19 protein-coding genes are annotated in these 20,694 nt (G+C 66.8%); 8 read left to right on the top strand and 11 right to left on the bottom strand.

Features of this window, described 5'->3' with window-relative positions:
- Positions 1-2: 2 nt before the first annotated feature.
- The 8 genes from ABZ827_RS13790 to ABZ827_RS13755 form a co-directional block, all read right to left on the bottom strand.
- Positions 3-992, bottom strand: coding sequence for a cyclase family protein (locus ABZ827_RS13790; protein WP_357236823.1), 990 nt, complete (start codon positions 990-992; stop codon positions 3-5).
- Between the two features lie 70 nt (positions 993-1,062).
- Complete coding sequence (locus tag ABZ827_RS13785) at positions 1,063-1,893, bottom strand: coniferyl-alcohol dehydrogenase (RefSeq protein WP_357236821.1); 831 nt, start codon at positions 1,891-1,893, stop codon at positions 1,063-1,065.
- Positions 1,894-1,933: 40 nt separating this feature from the next.
- Positions 1,934-3,238 carry an LLM class flavin-dependent oxidoreductase gene (locus ABZ827_RS13780; protein ID WP_357236819.1) on the bottom strand — a complete coding sequence of 435 codons (1,305 nt, stop codon included), beginning with the start codon at positions 3,236-3,238 and terminating at the stop codon, positions 1,934-1,936.
- Positions 3,235-5,034, bottom strand: coding sequence for an FAD-binding protein (locus tag ABZ827_RS13775; protein ID WP_357236817.1), 1,800 nt, complete (start codon positions 5,032-5,034; stop codon positions 3,235-3,237). Before ABZ827_RS13775 ends, ABZ827_RS13780 begins: the two co-directional genes overlap by 4 nt.
- Positions 5,031-5,999, bottom strand: coding sequence for a 3-carboxyethylcatechol 2,3-dioxygenase (locus ABZ827_RS13770; RefSeq protein WP_357236815.1), 969 nt, complete (start codon positions 5,997-5,999; stop codon positions 5,031-5,033). Before ABZ827_RS13770 ends, ABZ827_RS13775 begins: the two co-directional genes overlap by 4 nt.
- Complete coding sequence (locus tag ABZ827_RS13765; RefSeq protein ID WP_357236813.1) at positions 5,956-7,626, bottom strand: bifunctional 3-(3-hydroxy-phenyl)propionate/3-hydroxycinnamic acid hydroxylase; 1,671 nt, start codon at positions 7,624-7,626, stop codon at positions 5,956-5,958. Before ABZ827_RS13765 ends, ABZ827_RS13770 begins: the two co-directional genes overlap by 44 nt.
- A gap of 1 nt (position 7,627) precedes the next feature.
- Positions 7,628-8,491: an alpha/beta fold hydrolase gene (locus tag ABZ827_RS13760; protein WP_357236812.1), complete on the bottom strand. Its 864-nt coding sequence runs from the start codon at positions 8,489-8,491 to the stop codon at positions 7,628-7,630.
- Between the two features lie 75 nt (positions 8,492-8,566).
- Positions 8,567-10,180 (bottom strand): FAD-dependent oxidoreductase, encoded by a 1,614-nt coding sequence (locus ABZ827_RS13755; RefSeq protein ID WP_357237413.1) that lies wholly within the window; start codon positions 10,178-10,180, stop codon positions 8,567-8,569.
- A gap of 788 nt (positions 10,181-10,968) precedes the next feature.
- Here ABZ827_RS13755 and ABZ827_RS13750 point away from each other — a divergent pair.
- The 6 genes from ABZ827_RS13750 to ABZ827_RS13725 all read left to right on the top strand — a co-directional run bounded on the left by ABZ827_RS13750 (position 10,969) and on the right by ABZ827_RS13725 (position 17,171).
- Complete coding sequence (locus ABZ827_RS13750) at positions 10,969-11,829, top strand: mycofactocin-coupled SDR family oxidoreductase (protein WP_357236811.1); 861 nt, start codon at positions 10,969-10,971, stop codon at positions 11,827-11,829.
- Between the two features lie 172 nt (positions 11,830-12,001).
- A complete protein-coding gene (locus tag ABZ827_RS13745) occupies positions 12,002-13,366 on the top strand; it encodes a cytochrome P450 (RefSeq protein ID WP_357236810.1) in 1,365 nt (454 codons plus the stop codon).
- Between the two features lie 62 nt (positions 13,367-13,428).
- Complete coding sequence (locus tag ABZ827_RS13740; RefSeq protein ID WP_357236809.1) at positions 13,429-14,520, top strand: amidohydrolase family protein; 1,092 nt, start codon at positions 13,429-13,431, stop codon at positions 14,518-14,520.
- A gap of 114 nt (positions 14,521-14,634) precedes the next feature.
- Positions 14,635-15,780 (top strand): amidohydrolase family protein, encoded by a 1,146-nt coding sequence (locus ABZ827_RS13735; protein WP_357236807.1) that lies wholly within the window; start codon positions 14,635-14,637, stop codon positions 15,778-15,780.
- Positions 15,780-16,208 carry a Rieske 2Fe-2S domain-containing protein gene (locus ABZ827_RS13730; RefSeq protein ID WP_357236805.1) on the top strand — a complete coding sequence of 143 codons (429 nt, stop codon included), beginning with the start codon at positions 15,780-15,782 and terminating at the stop codon, positions 16,206-16,208. Before ABZ827_RS13735 ends, ABZ827_RS13730 begins: the two co-directional genes overlap by 1 nt.
- A 93-nt stretch (positions 16,209-16,301) precedes the next feature.
- Complete coding sequence (locus ABZ827_RS13725; RefSeq protein ID WP_357236803.1) at positions 16,302-17,171, top strand: alpha/beta hydrolase; 870 nt, start codon at positions 16,302-16,304, stop codon at positions 17,169-17,171.
- Between the two features lie 17 nt (positions 17,172-17,188).
- Here ABZ827_RS13725 and ABZ827_RS13720 read toward each other — a convergent pair whose 3' ends face one another.
- A complete protein-coding gene (locus tag ABZ827_RS13720) occupies positions 17,189-17,662 on the bottom strand; it encodes a hypothetical protein (protein ID WP_357236801.1) in 474 nt (157 codons plus the stop codon).
- 53 nt (positions 17,663-17,715) lie between these two features.
- Here ABZ827_RS13720 and ABZ827_RS13715 point away from each other — a divergent pair, with 53 nt between their 5' ends.
- Together ABZ827_RS13715 and ABZ827_RS13710 are read left to right on the top strand one after the other, a co-directional pair.
- The gene (locus ABZ827_RS13715; protein WP_357236799.1) at positions 17,716-19,044 is read left to right on the top strand and encodes an NADH-ubiquinone oxidoreductase-F iron-sulfur binding region domain-containing protein; all 1,329 of its coding nucleotides are present in this window, start codon (positions 17,716-17,718) and stop codon (positions 19,042-19,044) included.
- A complete protein-coding gene (locus ABZ827_RS13710) occupies positions 19,041-19,334 on the top strand; it encodes a ferredoxin (RefSeq protein WP_357236797.1) in 294 nt (97 codons plus the stop codon). Before ABZ827_RS13715 ends, ABZ827_RS13710 begins: the two co-directional genes overlap by 4 nt.
- Before the next feature lie 129 nt (positions 19,335-19,463).
- Here ABZ827_RS13710 and ABZ827_RS13705 read toward each other — a convergent pair whose 3' ends face one another.
- Both ABZ827_RS13705 and ABZ827_RS13700 read right to left on the bottom strand, forming a co-directional pair.
- Positions 19,464-19,598 (bottom strand): hypothetical protein, encoded by a 135-nt coding sequence (locus ABZ827_RS13705; RefSeq protein WP_357236795.1) that lies wholly within the window; start codon positions 19,596-19,598, stop codon positions 19,464-19,466.
- A gap of 169 nt (positions 19,599-19,767) precedes the next feature.
- Positions 19,768-20,658 carry an RNA polymerase sigma-70 factor gene (locus ABZ827_RS13700; protein WP_357236793.1) on the bottom strand — a complete coding sequence of 297 codons (891 nt, stop codon included), beginning with the start codon at positions 20,656-20,658 and terminating at the stop codon, positions 19,768-19,770.
- Positions 20,659-20,694: the final 36 nt, after the last annotated feature.

Here is a 20,694-nt window from a genome sequence, read left to right as displayed (position 1 = left end):
TCCTATTTGATGGCGATCGGGTTGATCGGCGATCCCACGGCGCCGACAATGCTCAGCGGCGGGGCGATCAGCTGGAATTCGTAGACGCCGTCGGCGGCGCAATCAGCGGCCAGGGCGGTGAAATCCCAGTATTCGCCGAGCATCAGCCCCATATCGCGGAGGCAGAGCATATGCATGGGCAGGAAGGCGCCCTCGACGCCGGATACCGGGTTCTCGACCATCAGGTTGTCCGCCGCGACGGCCGCGATCTCGTGCTCGTGCAGCCACTGGGCGCAGCGCCAGTCCAGACCCGAATAGGGTTCGGCGCCGTCGCGGGCTTCGAGGAAACGGTTCCACCAGCCGGTGCGGATCAGGACGATATCACCGGATTCGACGGTGACGCCCTGCCGCTGCGCGACCTCGTCGAGTTCGTCCGGGGTGATCGGTTCACCGGGTGCGAGATATGTTTCCGCGCCACGGTGTTTCACCAGGTCGAGTAGGACACCGCGACTGGTGATGCCTTTGCTGTCGACCTTGTCGATACCGCAGTAGAAGGCGCCCATACTGGTGACCGAGTTCGCGGGGAATCCGTTGTAGAGCTTGTCGTCGTAGTAGACATGCGAGAACGCGTCCCATTGGGTCGCCGCCTGCAACGGCATCACGATCATATCGTCGTTGAATCGGAGCGGATTATCGGCGAAGAACCCGCTCACTTGGCCCGCGACGGAGTTGCGCAGCCATTTCGGACCGTATTCCACCAGGGTTTCCGCGTCACCGCCGTCGACGGTCATCACATGGGTGGGATTCTGGCGGAACTGGAACGCGCCCTGCGGTCCGGCGGAGCCGAAATCGATACCCAGTGGGAACACCTTGCCGTGCCGTACCAACCCCGCCGCGGCGGCAACCTTCGCGGGAGTGATGAAGTTGAGGGTGCCGAGTTCGTCGGCCTCGCCCCAGCGCCCCCAGTTGCGAACACTGTCGCCGACTTTCCGGAATTCGGTCAGAGTTGCCACGGTGTTCCTCCTTTCCCATTGTTACGCGGTCGCCTCGTTGCGATCCGCGGACATTCGGTATCCGCCGGTCTCATTCCGTATCCGCGGGTACGGAACCGGCCATTTCGTTCGCCAGGCGTCCGGCGAGATTCCCGCCGTCCACCCACAGCACCTGGCCGGTGATATATCCGGCGGCCCGGCTGTTGAGGAACAGCAGTGCTGCCGCCTGCTCGACGGGATCGGCAGACCGGCCGAGGGGTTTCGGGATCCCGTCGAGATAGTCCTGGCCGTACGCACCGCGTAACTGGTCCAGGATGGGGGTTTCGGTGACGCCGGGGCCGGTGCAGTTCATCCGGATTCCGCGGGCGGCCAGTTCCACCGACCGCCGCACCGAATAGAGGATTATCGCCTCCTTTGACAGCCGGTAGCCGCCGTCGGCGAGGGCGTCCGGATTCTCCGCACACCAGGCGAGACCTTCCGCCATGGAATCCGTGTCCAGCAGCCCTTTGACGGCCCATCGGTTGTCGAGGTAGCCGGAGGCGGCCAGCGAGGACACGCTGACCACCGCCGACCCGGGTGCCATATCCGGCACCAGTGATTCGGTGAAATGCCGCAGACCGAGGAAATTGATGGTGACCACGCGTAGTGGGTCGCCGATCCCCGAGGAGACGCCGGCGATATTGAACAGCGCGTCCACACCCGTGCCGACCTTGCGGACGGCACGATCGATGGATTTCGGGTCGGCCTGGTCCATTTCGTGGAACTCGTCGAGTTCGGTTCCCGGACGGAGCAGATCGAGCCCGACGATCTCGGCGCCCAGCTGCCGCAGCTGCGTCACCACGCAGGCGCCGATACCGGAGGCACAACCGGTCACCACTACGCGTTTCCCGTCGAAACGCCACCGCTGGTCGATCGTCTCCACCACCGGCACCTCGCTCTCGTATCTCACCGCAGCCCGGCATTCAGCCCTGCTGCTCGTCCTTGGCTCGCTGGGCGGCCTGTACACGGCCTTCGTTGATCTCGGCCATGGCCTCGGGGATCTCGCTGGCGGTGAATTTGCCGCCGCGGCCGGTGGGCAGACCACCGAACGAGTACTCCTCGTCGAAGTCCGGCGAGGCCAGCGGACGGCGCCGGGCCTCCACCTTCTCGATCACCGGCTCGAGTCGTTTGGCCTTGGCGGCCACGGCTTTCTCGTCACGCTCGATGAACTCGGGCAGGATCTCCTTGCCCATGATCTCGATGGATTCCATCGTGCCTTCGTGGCTGCGCGGATTGAGCAGCAGGATGATCTCGTCGACCCCGCTCTCCTCGTACCCGCGCAGAAACTCGCGCACCGTTTCCGGACCACCGATGGCACCGCGCCCGGGACCGTACGCGAGCGACTCGTCCTCTTTCACGGCCTCCAGATACTTCTCCCACACCCCGGTACGGCCGGGAGTGTGCATACCCGTCATGTAGTAGTGCATGATCCCGAACGAGAAGAATCCGCCGCCCACGCCGAGCCGTTTGACGGCCTCGTCGTCGGTACGCGCCACCATCATCGACAGGTCGCCGCCGATGGCCAGGATGTTCGGGTTGATCTGCGGGACAGTCGGCGCCGCCTTTTCTTCGAATTCCTGGTAGTAGCCGCGCACTCGGTCACCGAGCGGACCCGGACCGGTGTAGGCGAAGCTCAGAGCGCCGATACCCTTCTGGGCGGCCATCTGCACCGACGACGGCCGCGTACAGGCGACCCACAGCGGCGGGTGCGGGGTCTGCCGGGGCTTGGGGATGATGTTGCGGGGCGGCATCTCGATGTGCTGCCCCTTGAACCCGGTGAACGGCGTCTCGGTCATACACCGCAGCGTGACGTCGAGCGCTTCCTCCCACTGACCGCGCTTATCCGCGGGGTCGATAGCGAATCCGCCCAGCTCTCCGACCGACGACGATTCGCCGGTCCCGAATTCGACCCGCCCACCGGACAGGTGGTCGAGGGTCGAGACCCGTTCGGCCACGCGGGCGGGATGATTGATCCCCGGCGGCAGATGCATCACGCCGAAGCCGAGCCGGATATCCTTCGTCCGCTGGCTGGCGGCGGCGAGGAACATCTCCGGCGCGGTGGAGTGGCAGTACTCCTCGAGAAAATGGTGTTCGGTGAGCCATACCGTGGAGAAACCGGCCTTATCCGCAGCTTCTACCTCGGTCAGCCCGTCCTGGAACATCTCGAATTCGTCGTCGTCGCTCCAGGGCCGCGGCAGGGCGAACTCGTAGAAGAGGGATATTTTCATCGATTACCTCCAGTGGTGTCGATCGTCGTGTCGTCTCCTCCGGCCGCTGCCGACCCTCCGCTGGTATCCCCCGCCGGTTCGCCCGCCGCTGTCCCGGCACAATGCTCGGCGGCGATATATCCGAAGGTCATGGCCGGCCCGATGGTGGCGCCGGCGCCGGCGTAGCTGCGGCCCATCACCGCGGCCGAGGCGTTACCGACGGCGTACAGGCCGTCGATCGCCGACCCGTCCCCGCGCAGGACGCGGGCGTGCTCGTCGGTCCGCAATCCGCCCGAGGTCCCGAGATCGCCGAGGACGATGCGGAACGCGTAGTAGGGCGGTTTCCCGATCGGATACAGGTTCGGGTTGGGCAGTGTCGGGTCGCCGTAATAGTTGTCGTAGACGCTGTCGCCGCGCTGGAAATCGTCGTCGTGCCCGCCTTCGGCCAATTCGTTGAACCGGGCGGCCGTCGCTTCGAGCGCTTCCGCCGGAACCTCGATCTGCGCGGCCAGTTCGGCCCAGCTCTTCGCCGTTTTCACCACTCCGGATTCGAGCCAGGCCTGGACCATCTTGTAACCGGTCGGCACCGGGGCGAACGGGACCTTCGGGATGGGCAGATGCCCGCCGATCACATACCTGTGCCAGGAGCGATGGTCGGTGACCAGCCAGCACGGGATATGGGTCACCCCGGTGCGCTGGCCTTCGATCATGGCGTGCCCGAAATCCATATAGGGCGCTGCCTCGTTGATGAACCGCTTCCCGGCGCCGTTGACGATGAACTGTGCCGGCATCATCCGCTCGTTGAGCATGAACTGCATCCGGCCGTCCGGCCACTGGATCGCCGGGAACCACCACGCCTCGTCCATGAGGTCGGTAGCTGCCCCGGCCTCCTGCCCGGCCCGGATACCGTCACCCATGGCCGCCGGATTGCCGAAGCTCCAGTCCTGATCGACTTCCGGCAGTTCCTCTTTGCGCCAGACCATATCGTGGTCGAACCCACCGGTCGCGAGGATCACGCCGCGGCGGGCCCGGATACGCACCGGCTTCCCGTCCCGTTCCACCACCGCACCGATGATCGCGCCGTCGCTGCCGGTGATCAGGGAGGTCATCGGCGTTCCCAGCCAGAGCGGGATATCGCGTTCCTTCATCGCCAGGCGCAGCCGGGCGATCAGCGATTGGCCGATGGTGACGATCCGGTCGCCGAATATATGCGCCCGCACCATGCGCCAGATCAGCTTCAGCATCATGGCCTTACCGCCCCAGTTCTGCCGGACCTGATAGAACAGCCGCAGATCCTTGGGGCCCAGCCAGATACCTTTGGGCGCCAGCGCGAGCGGTTTGAGCAGTTTGTCTTCCTCGTCACCGAGTGCGCGCAGGTCGATGGGCGGCACGTTGATCGTGCTGCCCTGCGGCGAACCGCCCTCGAGTTCGGGGTAGTAGTCGGCGTAACCGGGTTTCCAGACGAATTCCAGCCAGCGGCTGCGTTCTTCGAGAAAGGCCATCATGGCGGGTGACTTCTCGACATAAGCCCGCAGACGAACGTCGCTGACCAGGCCGTCGGTGATGGTACGTAGGTAGCCGATCACCGCCTCGGGGTCGAGCGAGAAACCGTCCCGCTGCTGCGAAGGCGCGTTCGGTACCCAGATACCGCCGCCGGACAGCGCCGTCGACCCGCCGTACGAATCGGCCTTCTCCACCACCAGGGTGTCCAGGCCCAGTGCCTCGGCTCGCAGCGCGGCGCTCATACCGCCGCCGCCGGAGCCGACGACCAGCAGATCGACGGTTGCGTCGAAGTCCGTGGCATCGTCGGTGCTCACTCATCGCTCCTGTCGTCGTTCGTCTCATCGGCCGGCCGGGCTGTGCGCACGGCGAAACCCGCGATGAGTTCGGGAGCCGGCCGGTAGTAGCGCACATCGGTGCGATACGACCCCTGCGCGGCGAGCGCCGAGAACGCGGCCACCCACGTGCGCACCTCGTGCGCGGAATTACCTGCGGTACGGGTGATCTCGTCGTTGTCCCAGTCGTCCACCGCGGCCAGCGCGCCGGTATCGACCAGGTCGAGGAAGGCCCTGTCCCAGTCCGGGTTGAGCGGTTGCAGGGCGCTGTCGCCGGCGGCGAAATCGCGAGCGGCGTCGATCACCGCGCTCTGCCGGGCCTGCCGCTGCTCGGTCGTCATGGGGCGGCCGCGCACGATCCGGTCCAGCACCGGTTCGGGAGCGGTGGCCCGCCGCGGAACCGGCGGGTCGTGGGACAACCCGCCCGACCCGATCACCAGTACCCGCCGCTCGAGCGTCGCGAGATGCCGGCCGACCGCGGTACCCAGCGCCCGCACCCGGCGCAGCGGGCCCAGCGGGGTGGCCACCGAGTTCACGAAGATCGGAATCACCGGGCGGGCAGTGGCGTCGCCGAACAGCCGCTGCAGCGGCTGCACGGTGCCGTGGTCGACCTCCATCTCCGCGGAGGTCGCGATATCGATCCCGGCGTCGAGCAGCGCTGAGGCCAGCCCCAGCGCCTCGTGCTCGGGCACGTCCAGCGGGCCGGCGTAGGTGCCGTAGTCGCCGATTCCGGTGGCCGCGGTACCGAGGCAGAACGGCGGCATGAGTTTGTAGAAGAAGCCGTTGTAGTGGTCCGGGGAGAACAGCACCACCAGTTCTGGGTCGAATTCGCGCACGAAATCCCGGGCCCGGTCGAGCGCCCCGCCCACCTCGTCGAGTAGTTCGGGGCCCGGCCCCGGTAACTCAAGAAGCGGGCTGTGCGAGACGCAGCATACGGCCAGCGGCATCGGTACCTCCCGGGGTCAGGGTGAGCGTGCTCCGCAGTGCCGCACCGAGTTCGGGGGCATGCTGGGCGATACAGGCGCCGGCGACGAACCGGTCCGGGCGCAGGAACAGGACGGAATCGAGGTGCCCGTCGAACCACTTCTTCAGCGCACCGGTGTGATCACCGACCACCAGAACATCGGGGTCGTCGTGGCCGGTCCAGTGCAACTGGGTTGCGGGCCGGGCCTCGACGAATCGGGCGCCCAGCTCTTTCCAGCGTTCGAATTCACTGTTTCCCAGCAGCTTCCGGGGCTGGTTGTTCCAGCACAGGACTGCGAACCACGGTCCGAGGGTCTCGTCCAGCAGAACATCCGGCTGCGCCCGGGTAGCCACCCACGGCTGGATGAACAGCGTTCCGACGGCGGAATTCGGCGAGCGGGACCAGCCGTGCACGACGGCACCGCGGTCATAACGCGGCATCGGCTTGAACCGCATTCCGAGCACATAGCGTTTCAGCGGGGGCACCGCGGCGAGGGCACGCACCGCCACATCCCGTACCGCGGCCACTCGCGGATTCGTCGGCGAGATGATCCGGCCGACCATGGTCGACAGATCGATCATGGCCCGCGCGTGTTTGCGCCGCTCGAGATCGTAGCTGTCGAGCAGCGTGTCGCCGGCCAGTCCGGTGACCACGGCCGCGAGTTTCCAGCCCAGATTCGCCGCGTCCCGGATCCCGCTGTTGTAACCCTGCCCCTGCCAGACCGGCATGAGGTGAGCGGCGTCCCCGGCCAGCAGCAACCGGCCCTTCCGGAACTGGCCCGCGATCCTCGAATGATGGGTGTAGACCCGCCGTCGGATCACGTCCAGCCGATCCGGATGGGGAACGAAGGATTCGAGCAGCCGCGCCAGGAATTCCGGGGACTCGGCGTCCGCGTCGGATTCGCCGGGGTGCAAGAGGAATTCGAACCGCCGGATACCGTGCGCCAGCGAGATCGATACGCTCGGCCGGGCCGGATCCGCGGCGACCTCGAGGTTCGGATGCCCGAGCGGATCACCGTCGATATCGACCACCAGCCAGCGGGTCGAGGAGGTGGTGCCCTCGAAGGTCACACCCATGGTGCGACGGGTGGCGCTGCGCCCGCCGTCACTGCCCACCACATAGCGTGCGCGTACGACTTCCAGTCCGTCCGGGGTGTCCAACTGCACCCGGACGTCGTCACCGGTGTCGTCACAGTCGTTCATCGCCGTGCCCCAGCGGATCTCGACACTGTCGAACCGCTCCAGCCCGCGCAGCAGTTCGGCATCGACCAGCGGCTGGATGAAACCACTGCGTTTCGGCCAGCCGAACTGCTGATCGGTGGGGGCGATCTCGGCCAGCAGCCGCCGGTCACCGTCCACGAACCGCATGATCTGGTTCGGGTTGGTATGCGGCAGGATTCGGTCCAGCAGACCCGTTGCCTGCATGGTGCGCAGCGATTCGTCGTCGATACCGACACCGCGCGGATAGTCGATGAGGCTGGGCCGCTCTTCCACCAGAAGGGTGCGAACCCCGTAACGGCCCAGCATATTCGCGATCGTCAGCCCGACCGGTCCCGCTCCGACGATGAGTACATCGAAGAGTTCGGGGGCGTGGCCGTTTCCGGAATCCATCTCAGCCACCCAGTAGGAATCCGAGATGCAGGGCGTTGAACGCCGCCGGCGCCTCGTATTGCGGCCAGTGCCCGCATTCCGGGAGCACTTCGAACCGTGCTCCGGGAACCATGGACGCTATCCGCTTACCCTCGGTGACATCGGCGGTCGGATCGTCGCTGGTCCACACCACCAGCGTCGGCGCGGTGATCGCACCGTATTCCCGCGGGCCCAGGAGGTTGCGGGCCCGGATCTCCGGATCCTGCAGGGCCATGATGTCGCGCATGGCGTCGACGAACCCGGGCTGCCGATAGATCGCCTGGCGGCTGGCGACAATATCGTCGTAATCCTTGGACTTGTCGGCCATCAGCCATTTGATGCGCGCCTGCACCGTCTCCCAGGTGGGGTCGGCGGCGGCCGCCATCGACAATTTCACGATTCGCGCCATCACCTCGGGATCGGCCTGTGAACCGCCCGCGGTGTTGAGGACGAGCCGGTCCACCCGGCCGGGATGGTCGCAGGCGGCGCGTGCGGCCACCCAGCCACCCAGCGATTCCCCGCTGATATGCGCGCGGGCGGCACCGATGGTGTCCAAGAACGAGATCAGGTGCCGCACATAGTGTTCGACCTCGAGTGGATGACCTGGCTTATCGGTGTACCCGTGCCCGAGCATATCGATCGACCACGTCGAGAAATGCTCGGCATGCGCCGCCAGGTTCCGGATATAGGCCTCGGCATGACCGCCGGACCCGTGCAGGAATACCAATACCGGCTTGTTCCGGTCACCGGCGTGCAGGTAGCGCGTACGCACTCCCGCCACGTCCAGGTATCCCTGACTGAACGCGACACCCTGCAGGTCGCGCCACACGCTCTCGTATTCCGACACTGCTACCTTCCGCTCCGTCCATTCCTCCGTGCCCGCGGCGATGTCACGGCCGGTCGTCCGGCCGCGCGTAGTCGCTCAGCACTTCACCGATTCACCGGTGGCCGCGTTGTATCCGGCCCGGAATCCCCAGACCATGCCGGGGCCGATCGTTCCGCCGGCGCCGCCGTAGGCCCGGCCGGTCACCCCTGCCATCGCATTGCCGACCGCGTACAGACCGGGAATAACCGCACCGCTGATATGCCGGACCCGGGCATCGCGATCGGTCCGCGGACCACCCTTGGTCCCCATCGCGCCCACGGTCACCGGGACGGCGTAGTAGGGGCCGGTATCGACGGGCCCCAGAGTGCGGCCGGCGACGGTCTCCGCATCGGGGTCGCCCCAGTAGCCGTCGTATTCGCTGGCACCGCGGCCGAAATCGGGGTCGGCTCCCGCCGCCACCGCACTGTTCCAGCCGGCGACGGTGTGTTGCAGCCCCTCGGGATCGATACCCGTTTTGGCCCCGAGCTCGGCGAGATCGGCGGATTCGCAGAACCAGTCCGGCGCCGCGCCGCCCGGTTCGACACCCAGGAATCCGTACCTGCGCAGATGTTCGGCGTCGAACACCATCCATCCGGGGTTGTTGACGTATCCACCGCGCGGATCGAGGTAGTGGAAGGCCCCGGCCATCGAGTTGTATTCGGCGGCTTCGTTGACGAACCGTTTTCCGGCCCGGTTCACGATGATGCTGCGTGGCCGGGTGCGTTCCAGCCGGACACTGCGGCTGCGCTGCCGGCCGTCGATGGTGTCACCCGGCAGTTGCACCACCGGAACCCACCAGGCCTCGCCCATATTGCCGAGATCGGCACCGTGGGCCATGGCCATCCGGAGTCCGTCACCGGTGTTGTTCGGCGGCGATACCGGGCCGGTCATCGGTCCGCGCAGGAACGCCTTCACCAGTCCGGCATCCCATTCGAAACCGCCGGTGGCCAGGACGACCCCGCGCCGCGCCCGGACCGCGATCTCTTGTCCATCGATCGCGATACGCGCTCCCGCGACAGCCCCGTTCTCCGCGATCAGCTCGATCCCGCGCGCACCGGTGCGTGGCGTGATCCCGGCGGCCAGGACACCCTCGAGCAGTCCTGCAACCAAAGCCTGACCGGCGACGCAGACATCCGCGGTGGCATCCCCCAGCACCGCCCGCAGCCGGGCCCGGGTCTCGGCGTCGAAGCCGACATTGCTCCAGTCCAGCGGGAAGGTGGTGATCCGGTCACGCCATTCGCCGAGCCGGGCCAGGTCGTAGGCGGCGGGCCCGATGGATCGGCCGCCGGCGGGCCGGCCACCGGGAAGTTCCGGTTTGTAGTCGGGGAAGCCCTCGGCCACCTCGAATTTCACACCGCTGTGCTGTTCGACGTAGTCCAGCATCCGCGCGCCGGTCCGGACGAATACATCGACCAGCTCGTCGTCCATCGAGTCCAGCGATTGGGCGCCGAGGTAGGCCAGTGCGTCCTCGACCGACAGTTCCCGGTCGGCCCGGGAATGTGCGGGGATCCAGGCCAGTCCGCCGGAGACCGCGCTGGTCCCGCCGACGGTGGGCGCCTTGTCGAACAGTTCCACCGCGGCGCCTTCGACCGCGGCGGCGAGCGCCGCGGTGAGCCCGGCGGCGCCGGTGCCCAGGACGACGACATCGGTTTCGCTGTCCCAGTTGTTCATCGGATCGGGTTCGGCAGCCGGCGGCTGATGCGATGGCAAAGCGCAGTCCTTTCGGCGAGCAGGGGAGTTCGAGTGCCGGCCCGGCGGGCTGCCGTGCGGAGCACGGGCCGGGACGGCGGGCGGAACGCTAATCTCCCTTTGTGAGAATACTATTCTCGCAGGATGGATGCCGCAACTCTTCGGCGGATCAAATGTTTCCGGATCTCGCCGCCGCCCACCACGAGCCCGTTGTTCTTCATCGGCGGCTCGCCCGAACCCACCCCACCCCGCCACGCCCACGATCGGCACCTCGAAGCCATGGGTGCGGCGCCCGAACTCCGCCGTGGCGATGAAGACCTTCGGCAACCCGGACACCCGGGTTCAACGGGCATGCGCGCCAGGTGTTGACATCGCCGACTGATGGAAATCTAATTCTCCTAATACGCGAGCGTCGATTTCACCGAACGAAATCGCGACACCCGGTCATATAGCGAGGTACGGCGACCGAATTGTCCAGCACATCAGTATTGATGCGGCCGACCGGGCTTCTCCCGAAACCTTGCCGCCGACCCCAGCGGTAGAGTACCGTTCTCGTATGCGAAAACGCAGTTCTTTTCGCATACGAGAACAGCCGTATGTCCGCAGCCGCTACCCGGCGGCGCTGGGTCTCCGCCGGCGATACAGCATCGGGTCCGCGGCCGGATCGACGCGCGGCATTCGCCGCGCACCCTGCCCCGTGCCGCCTGCCCTCACCGGCAGTCCGGCATACCGGGCAGGTCACTCCCGAAAACAGATCGAAAGGGAATGCTGTGGGACGTGTTGAGGGCAAGGTCGCATTCATCACGGGCGCCGCGCGCGGTCAGGGCCGTAGCCACGCGGTACGTCTGGCAGAAGAAGGCGCCGACATCATCGCCGTCGATATCTGCGAGAACATGTCGACCATCGGATACCCGCTGGCCACGCCCGAAGACCTCGAGGAAACCGTGCGCCTGGTCGAGAAGACCGGCCGTCGCATCATCGCGACCAAGGCCGACGTGCGGGATGCCGTCGGCCTGAAAGCCGCGCTGGACGCCGGCGTCGCGGAATTCGGCAAGCTCGATATCGTGATCGCCCAGGCCGGTGTCGCCGGTATGAAGGGCCAGCCCGATATCCAGGCGTGGACCGATGTCATCAACACCAACCTGGTCGGCACCATCAACGCCATCCAGGCCGCGCTCCCGCATCTCGGTGACGGCGCGTCCATCGTGGCCACCGGTTCGACGGCGGCGATGGTGGACGTCAGCAAGATGGACAACCCGGGCTCGGATCTCGGCGGTATGGCCTACGTGCACTCCAAGCGCGCCCTGTCGTACTACATCTTCGATATCGCCCGGCATCTCGCGCCCCGCGGTATCCGGGCGAACGCGGTACACCCCACCAACTGCAATACCGACATGCTGCAGAGCGAGCCCATGTACCGCTCGTTCCGGCCCGATCTGGAGAACCCGACCCGCGCGGACGCCGAACCGGCCTTCCACGTCCAGCAGGCCATGAAGACCCCGTGGATCGAGCCGGTCGATATCTCCAACGCCATCCTGTATCTCGTCTCGGAGGAAGCGCGCTTCGTCACCGGTATGCAGATGCGGGTCGACGGCGGCGGCTACCTGAAGTGGTACGACCACAAGCTCTGACCCACCCGGCCACGCCGGCGCAGGCGGCGCGCGAATATCGCAGGCGATCGAGACGCGCGCCGCCGGCCGGTGGCGAGTCGGCACCCCGACGACTCCCGGAGCGGCGCAGCAGAGTTCCGGGCCCCCGGCGAAGGTTCGCCGCACCCAGTGACCAGCAGAGGGACAACAGACCGTGACTTCTACGGATAACGACCAGCGCAAGCAGAATCGCTTCCACTTCGATCGGCACACCCCCGAATACCGCGAGCAGTTCACCGAGATCACTCATGAAATGCACGCGAAATGCCCGGTGGCGTGGACCGATACCTACGACGGGCACTGGGTCGCCGCCAGCGGTAATGCGGTCTTCGAACTCGCTCGCTGCCCCGAGGTATCGGTCGATCACGATATCCACAACGAACGCCGCGGCTATCTGGGCATTTCCATTCCCACCCCGCGCCGGGCCGCCATGGTGCGCGGCGGGATGCTGGAGATGGACGAACCGGAGCATCGCACCTACCGATCCGTCCTCAACCCGTACCTGTCCCCCGCCGCGGTGAAACGCTGGCAGCCGTTCATCGACGAGATCGTGCGGGCCTGCCTGGACGAGAAGATCGAAACCGGCCGTATCGATTTCGTCGACGACCTGGCCAATATCGTCCCGGCGGTGCTGACCCTGGCCATGCTCGGCATTCCGCTGAAGAAGTGGTCGGTGTACAGCGATCCGGTCCACGCCTCGGTCTACACGCCGGAGGATTCGCCGGATGCGGCGCGGGTCGCCGAAATGCACCGGACGATGGGTATCGATATCCTGACCAGCCTCAACGAGGCCAAGACCGATCCGCGGCCCGGTCTGATCAAGGCGCTCACCGAACTGCGTATCGACGGTGAACCCGCGCCCGATATGGAACTGCTCGGCATGATCGGCCTGCTCATCGGCGGCGGTTTCGACACCACCACCGCGCTCACCGCGCATTCGCTGGAATGGCTGGCGGAGAACCCCGAGCAGCGCGAGGAACTCAGCCGGGACCGGGACGAACTGCTCGACTCGGCCACCGAGGAATTCCTGCGCTACTTCACCCCCGCTCCGGGCGACGGCCGCACCATGTCCGACGACTGTGCCTACCAGGGCACCGAATTCAAAGAGGGCGACCGTCTGTGGTTGTCCTGGGCGATGGCCAACCGCGACCAGACGATCTTTCCGGATGCCGACGATATCGTTTTGGACCGCAAGGGCAACCGGCACTTCAGTTTCGGGCTGGGCGTCCATCGGTGCATCGGGTCCAATGTGGCCCGCACGGTGTTCAAATCGATGCTGCTGGCCGTACTCGACCGGATGCCCGACTACAAATGCGATCCCGACGGCACCGTCCACTACGACACCATCGGTGTCATCCAGGGAATGCGTAACCTGCCGGCCACCTTCACCCCGGGTAAACGTGTGGGCCCGGGACTGGACGAAACACTGGAGCACCTGCAGCGCATCTGCGATGAACAGGGCCTGGCCGCACCGGTGACCGAGCGGCCCGACGCCGCAGTGATCGACTTCCAGTACTGACCCGCGGTACCGGCCGATACCGCGGGGTTCGGCCGGTACCCCTTTCCCGACGAGGAACCGCGATGAAGGACCTGCCCGACGGCAACCGCACCCCGGTGATCGATACCAGCGTGCACATCTTCTTCCGCTCGAACGACGATATGCGTTCATTCCTGAAGGAGCCGTTCAAGAGTCGCGGAATCCCCGACGCCGAGATGGACTGGTACGGCGCGCCCGGCGGCGAATACGTCAAAGGCGCGCGCGGACCGCATCGCGGATACCCGGGTTCGGATCCGGACTTCGTCGGGCAACAACTCTTCGGTGAACGTGGTGTGGACGTGGCCGTCCTGCATCCGATGACCCGCGGTGTCCTGCCCGACCGGCATCTCGACACTGCCGTCCTGTCGGCGCACAACGACATGATGGTGACGCGCTGGCTCGATACCGGCACCTACCACGAACGGTTCCGCGGCACCCTGCGCGTCAACCCGGACGACATCAGTGGCGCCCTGCGCGAAATCGACCGGCTGGGTGACCATCCGCGGATCGTCCAGCTCGGCATCCCGCTGCAATCGCGCGAAGTGTACGGCAAACCGCAGTTCTGGCCGCTGTGGGAGGCGGCCGCCGCGGCGAATCTGCCGGTGGCGACCCATATCGAAACCGGGGAGAGCATCGGCTACCCGCCCACGCCCTCCGGGCACACACGGACCTACGAGCAGTACTACGGGTTCATGGGGCTTAACTACATCTATCACCTGATGAATATGATCGCCGAGGGCGTTTTCGAACGGTATCCGAACCTGAAATTCGTCTGGGGCGACGGGGGCGCCGATATGCTCACCCCCTTCACCTGGCGGATGGATACCTTCGGCCGCCCGCACCTCGAACAGACACCCTGGGCGCCCCGCATCCCCAGCGACTACCTGCCCGGACATATTTATTTCGTGCACGCAACGATCGACGGTCCCGGCGACGCGCCGTTCGCGGCGGAATGGCTGGACTTCACCGGCAAGGACGACATGGTGATGTTCGGGTCCAGCTATCCGCACTGGCACAGCGGCGATATCGATACGCTACCGGCCGCCCTCACCGCCGAGCAGCGCGAAAAACTCTGCTGGCGAAATGCCGCGCGTCTGTACAGCATCGATATAGACGCCGTAACCGCGGTCGGCTGATGCCGATGCGGTCGGATCTTTTCACGATGGTGCTCTAGGAGGCGCTATGATGCGATACCTCCGCCTTCGCTACGGCCTCCGCCGATCATATGTAGCCCCTACGAAGGAGGCGTGATGACAGCAACACAGGAACAGGCACGAGTTCCATCCACGGAGCTGGTTCCGGTGCGCGTAGTCGATTCCGATGTGCACCCGGTCCCCCGGCGGGGCGATCTGGTGGAACATATCCCGGAACCGTGGCGCAGTAAGTTCTTTCTCAGTCACCGGGTCGGCGACACCATCGTCTACGACGCGCCCGACTACGCGCATTCGAAGGCCATGCGGATCGACACCTTCCCGGCCGACGGTGAATTCCCCGGTAGCGATCCGGATATGGCATTCCGCCAGCTCATCATCGATGCGGGCTCCGATATCGCGATCCTCGAGCCGTCGGTGAAGGCGACCCGGGTACCGGAGGCCACCGCCGCGATGGCGACGGGGGTCAACGGATGGCTGAACGCGCAGTGGCTGGACGCGCACAACAACTGGCATCAGCGCTGGCGCGGTTCGATCTGTGTGGCGATCGAGGATCCGCAGTCCGCCGTCGCCGAGATCGAGCACTGGGCGGGCCATCCCTATATGGCGCAGATCCTCATCAAGGCCGAGCCGCGGCCCTCCTGGGGCGATCGGTCCTACGATCCGATCTGGGCTGCCGCGGTGAAGCACAACATGCCGGTGAGCTGCCATCTGAGCCGCGGCGCCTACGAAACCATGCCCATGCCGCCGGTCGGTTTCCCCAGCTACAACCACGATTTCATGGTCACCTACTCGCTGCTCGCGGCGAACCAGGTGATGAGCCTGATCTTCGACGGTGTCTTCGACCGGTTCCCCGAGCTGCGCATCGTCTTCGTGGAACACGCGTTCACCTGGATCCTGCCGCTGATGTGGCGGATGGACGCCATCTACGCGGCCCGCGGATCGTATATGTCCATCAAGCGCAAGCCCTCGGAGTACGTGAAGGAACACATCAAGTTCACCACCCAGCCGCTGGACTACCCGGAGGACAAAACCGAGCTCACCCGGGCGTTCGAATGGATGGAGGCGGACAAGATCCTGCTCTACTCCTCGGACTATCCGCACTGGACCTTCGACGACCCGCGCTGGCTGGTGAAACACCTGCCGGCCGCGGCCCGGGAAAAGGTGATGTTCCGCAACGGTATCGAGACCTACCATCTGCCCGAAACCGTTCCGGCGCTGCCGGGACAGATGCGGGTGCACTGATGGCAGACGATAACCAGGCCCCGGCGGGCAGTCCCTCGGCCGCGCGGGAACCTCGCCCGCGGCTCGCGCAGGGGCGGGAACATGTGGTGGCCACAGTCGACGAGATACCACCCGGGTCGTCGAAAGTTGTCCCGATCGGACGGCACGGGGTCGGGGTGTACAACGTCAACGGCACGTTCTACGCGATCGCCAACTACTGCCCGCACGAAGGCGGCCCGCTGTGCGCCGGCCGCGCGCGCGGCCGCACCGTGGTCGACGAATCGGTACCCGGTGATTCGGTGATGGTGCGGGACAACGAGTTCATCTACTGCCCCTGGCACCAGTGGGGATTCGAACTCGCCACCGGTACCACCGCGGTGAAACCCGAATGGAGTATCCGCACCTACCCCGTTCGAGTCGTCGGCGACGATGTGCTGGTCACCGCCTGACCGAACAGCGACAGATCCCGGCCGGCCGTTTCCACGGCCGGCCGCGGGAGTATCCGCCCCGGGCGGCTCCCCGAACCCTTTTCAGGAGGTGCTATGCCCGCGGTAACGGTCAACGGCGGCAAGGTCGTCTACGAGATACTCGGTAGCTCCGGCGATCTCATCGTGCTGACGCCCGGCGGCCGCTACGGCAAGGACATCCCCGGACTCCGTCCACTGGGCGAGGCGCTCGTCGCCGGTGGGTATCGGGTGCTGCTGTGGGACCGGCCCAACTGCGGCGCCTCCGATGTGCAGTTCTACGGGCAGACCGAATCGCATATGCGTGCCGAAACCCTGCACGGACTGTTGACGGAACTGGGCGAGGGCCCGGTGATCCTGGCCGGCGGTTCCGGTGGCGCGCGGGATTCGATGCTCACCACGATGCTGTATCCGGAACTGGTCACCCACCTCGTGCTGTGGAATATCGTCGGCGGTGTCTACGGCACCTTCAATCTCGGCGCCTATTACGTCCTGCCCAGTCTGCAGACGGTGCGCGGGCTGGGCACCGAGGGTCTGCCGCGGATGAGGGAATGGAAAGAGCTGATCGCGGAAAACCCGGACAACGAACAGCGATTGCGCTCCCTCGACTCCGACGAATTCATCAAACTGTCGCTGCGCTGGCTCAACGCCTATGTGCCGAAACCGGGACAGACGATCCCGGGGGTCGACGACGAGATGTTCGAGCGGATCCAGGTACCCACCTTGATCATCCGCGGCGGCGCCGGGGATATGGACCATCCCAAACGCACCTCGCTCGAGGTGCACTGCCTGATCGATGGGTCGACCCTCATCGATCCTCCGTGGCCCGAGGATGCCTGGGAGCGCGCGATCGAGGACCGGGCACAGGGCCGGGCCGACGGGTACAACATGTTCGACACGTGGGTGCTGGCCGCCCCGGAGATCCTGAAGTTCCTTGGTGACCGATGACCGCGGGCCCCGCGGCGTCACACCGTGCTGATCCGGACCTCGCAATTGGTCGAGGCTTCCAGCGCGGTATGGATCCGGCTCTCCGGGACCCGTTCGAGATCGGATTCGCGCAACCGCACCTGCAGGACGTCGTAACCGTCCGTCCCCGGCATCCGGATGATCTCGCCGGTGACGCCGAAACCGGCGAGCACCCCGTGGGCGTCGGCGTCGGTACCGCGGCTGACGTAGGTGACGACACCGGGAACCGGTTCGGTGCCGAATGCCCGGGCGCAGGCGGCGACGATACGGACCGTATCCGCCGCGGCATCCGGGGTATCCAGCAGCACCTGCACCTCACGCCGGGTGCGCGGCGCCGCACCGAGATCCTTCTCCAGTACTTCCCCGCCGGACTCCGCGAGGACGCCGGCCAGCTCCGCCATACCGCGGGCCAGCGATTCACCGGTCAGTGCACCGGCCGGATCGACATTCACCCGCAACACCGCAGTTCGCATGCGGATCAGCCTAATACGAGCGGCCCGGGCGCCGCGCCCACTCAGGAGGCACGATGCAGCACACCTTCTCGACGGCCGGGGGCCTGGCGGTGGTCCCCTACCCCGGGAGCGATCCCCGCCTGCTCCGGCTGGGTGGGGGTGTCGAAAACGCGTACGAATACCGCGACAGCGGCGGTTACCGCCCCATCGGGTCGGTAACCGCACTGGCCGACGCGGTCGAGCACAGTGGGTTGCGTGGACGCGGCGGCGCCGGGTTCCCGTTCGCGGTGAAGGTGAGCAGTGTGCGCGCCGGCGGCCGGGCGGGGGCGGCAGCGCCCGCGGGCTGGACCGAAACGGTGATCGTGGCCAACGGCGAGGAAGGTGAACCCGCCTCCTTCAAGGACCGCTGGCTGCTGCGCAACCGGCCGCATCTCGTGCTCGACGGATTACGGCTGGCCGCCGCGCTGGTGGCCTCCCGGCGCGGATACCTCTACGTATCCGACCCGGAATCCGAACGGTCGGTGATCTCGGCGCTCGAGGAACTCGGCGGCGCGATACCCGATGGCCCCGAACTCGCTGTCGTCCGCGTCGACCCCGGGTACGTCGCCGGTGAGGAAACCGCGGCGGTACAGGCGATCAACGGCGGCCGGGCCGTCCCCACCGACAAACCGCCGCGCCCGTACGAAGCGGGCGTCGCCGGGTTGCCGACCCTGGTCAGCAACGTGGAAACCCTGGCCAACCTGCCGTTCCTGGACCGGTGGGGCGCCGACGCCTACCGCGCGGCGGGCACGGCACTCTCCCCCGGAACCTTCCTGGCCACGGTGACCGCCGCCGGTCACCCGCCCACGCTGTACGAACTGCCGCACGGCCTGCCGGTCGCCGATCTGCTCGCCCTGCACGGTGTCCCGGCCGATTCGGTACGCGGCGCCCTGGTCGGCGGATATTTCACCGGTCTGCTCGACCGGACCGTCGCCGACCTCACCCTCGACCACGAAACCCTGCGCCGCGCCGGCGCCGGCCTGGGCTGCGGCGCGATCGCCCTCGTCACCGAGGAATGCCCGGTGGCGGTCGCCGCGGCGGTCCTGAACTATTTCGACCGGGAGAACGCCGGCCAGTGCGGGTCCTGCTTCAACGGCACGGCCGCCATGGCCGCCGCCACCACCGCACTGGCCGAGGGCCGCGCCGACGACGACGATCTGCAACGCCTGCGGCGCTGGTCCACGGTCCTGCGTGGCCGCGGCGCCTGCGGCACCCTCGACGCCGCCTGCAATACCGCGGCGAGCCTGCTGGACCGCTTCCCGCAGGAGGTCGCCGCCCATCTCGACAACCGCTGCCCGGACTGTGCGGGCGGGCCCGCCACCGGCCGCTCCCCCTTCCAGGTGGAAACGGAGGCCCTGCTGTGAAGATCAAATTGGACCGCACGCTCTGCGACGGATTCGGTATCTGCGCCAAACACGCCCCCGCACACTTCCCCCTCGACGACTGGGGCTACGCCTCCCTCTCCGGCGACCCGGTCATCGCCCCCACGGACGAGCCCGCCGTGACCCGAGCCCTGCTCGACTGCCCGGTCCACGCCATCACCACGCTGCCCGAGCAGCGCCCCACAGAAGGCGGGCCCTCGAGCCCTACCGGAACCCGAGTCACCGATACGCCGACCGGAGGCGACGCCGGCGGACCCCGGCACGCTTCGTGATTCCCGCCGGACCTCAACGTTCCTGCCGGCCGGTGCTGCCACCGGCCGGGCCGGCTGCCGGTGCTATCCCGAGGGCGAGCTGAGCACGCAGATAATCTGATTCAGGGGGTGGACGGCACCGGCACAATTTCACCTGGACAGACCGGCCGGCGCCACGTTGGACAATTCGAGCGGGAGGGGAGCTGCTGTGGCAGCTCCCCCGCCGATCAGGGGTGCGGCGCCGACCAGGGCGCCGGCGAAGATTCCGCGTAGTGCGGCATCCATACTCCTCGAGAAGATCGATGGGGAACCGATGTACCTCAGCCGATCCGATCCCATCACATCCTCGAATTATGTTGTCGCTGAGCCGAATTACCCGACACCAGGGAGCGCCGAATCCGTGACGACCGCGGCAGGAACGCCGCACGACACCCGGACGCCGGCCGCCGAGGACTCACCGGCTCAGCGTGATCTCCTTCTGCATGCGCTCCAGCTTGTGGGGATTGCGGACGATGTAGAGCCCGGTGACCCTGCCGTTGTCGATCCGCATCGCGACGACATCGTCGACCAGCCCGGCCGATCGGATGATCAGGGCCGGAGAACCATTGATATCCACCGGCTCGGCTGTGAGCGCATTTCCGAACCGCGGCAGGCCCGCCGACAGCAGGCGCGCGACCGCGGCGGATCCCACGATCGGCTGCGGGGCCGCCTCCTTCACCCCGCCGCCGTCACCCAGCAGGACGACGTCCGGGGCGAGCAGGTCGAGCAGGCCCTGCAGATCGCCGGTTTCGATCGCCCGCTGGAACGCGGCGAGCGCATCGCGGGTTTCGGCCGGGGAGACGACTCCGCGGGGCCGGCGGGCGGCGACATGCGTCCGGGCCCGATGGGCGATCTGACGGACGGCCGCAGGGGTCTTCTCCACGGCTTCGGCTATTTCGTCGTAGCCCAGGTCGAAGACCTCGCGCAGCACGAACACCGCGCGTTCGGTGGGCGCGAGTGTCTCCAGGACCAGCAGCATCGCCATCGACATGTTGTCGGCCAGTTCGACATCTTCGGCCACGTCGGGTGTGGTCAGCAGCGGCTCCGGTAGCCAGGGCCCGACGTAGGACTCCCGGCGCCGGCCGAGCGTACGCAGCCGGGTCAACGACTGCCGGGTGGTGATCCGGACCAGGTAGGCGCGCTGATCCCGGACAGCGCCGAGGTCCACAGCCATCCATTTCATCCAGGTCTCCTGCAGCACGTCCTCGGCGTCGGCGGCCGAGCCCAGCATTTCGTAGGCGACGGTGAAGAGCAGGTTGCGGTGAGCTACGAAAGCTGCGGTGGCGGGGTCCGTCGGCTCGCTCATGGGGTGACTCCTGTCCGTTCGCGTCGACTGCGGGCA

The organism is Nocardia sp. NPDC019395 (assembly GCF_040632335.1).
Classification (GTDB): domain Bacteria; phylum Actinomycetota; class Actinomycetes; order Mycobacteriales; family Mycobacteriaceae; genus Nocardia.
The sequence above is the reverse complement of the archived record's forward strand: the minus strand, read 5'-3'. Positions and strand labels throughout refer to the sequence as shown.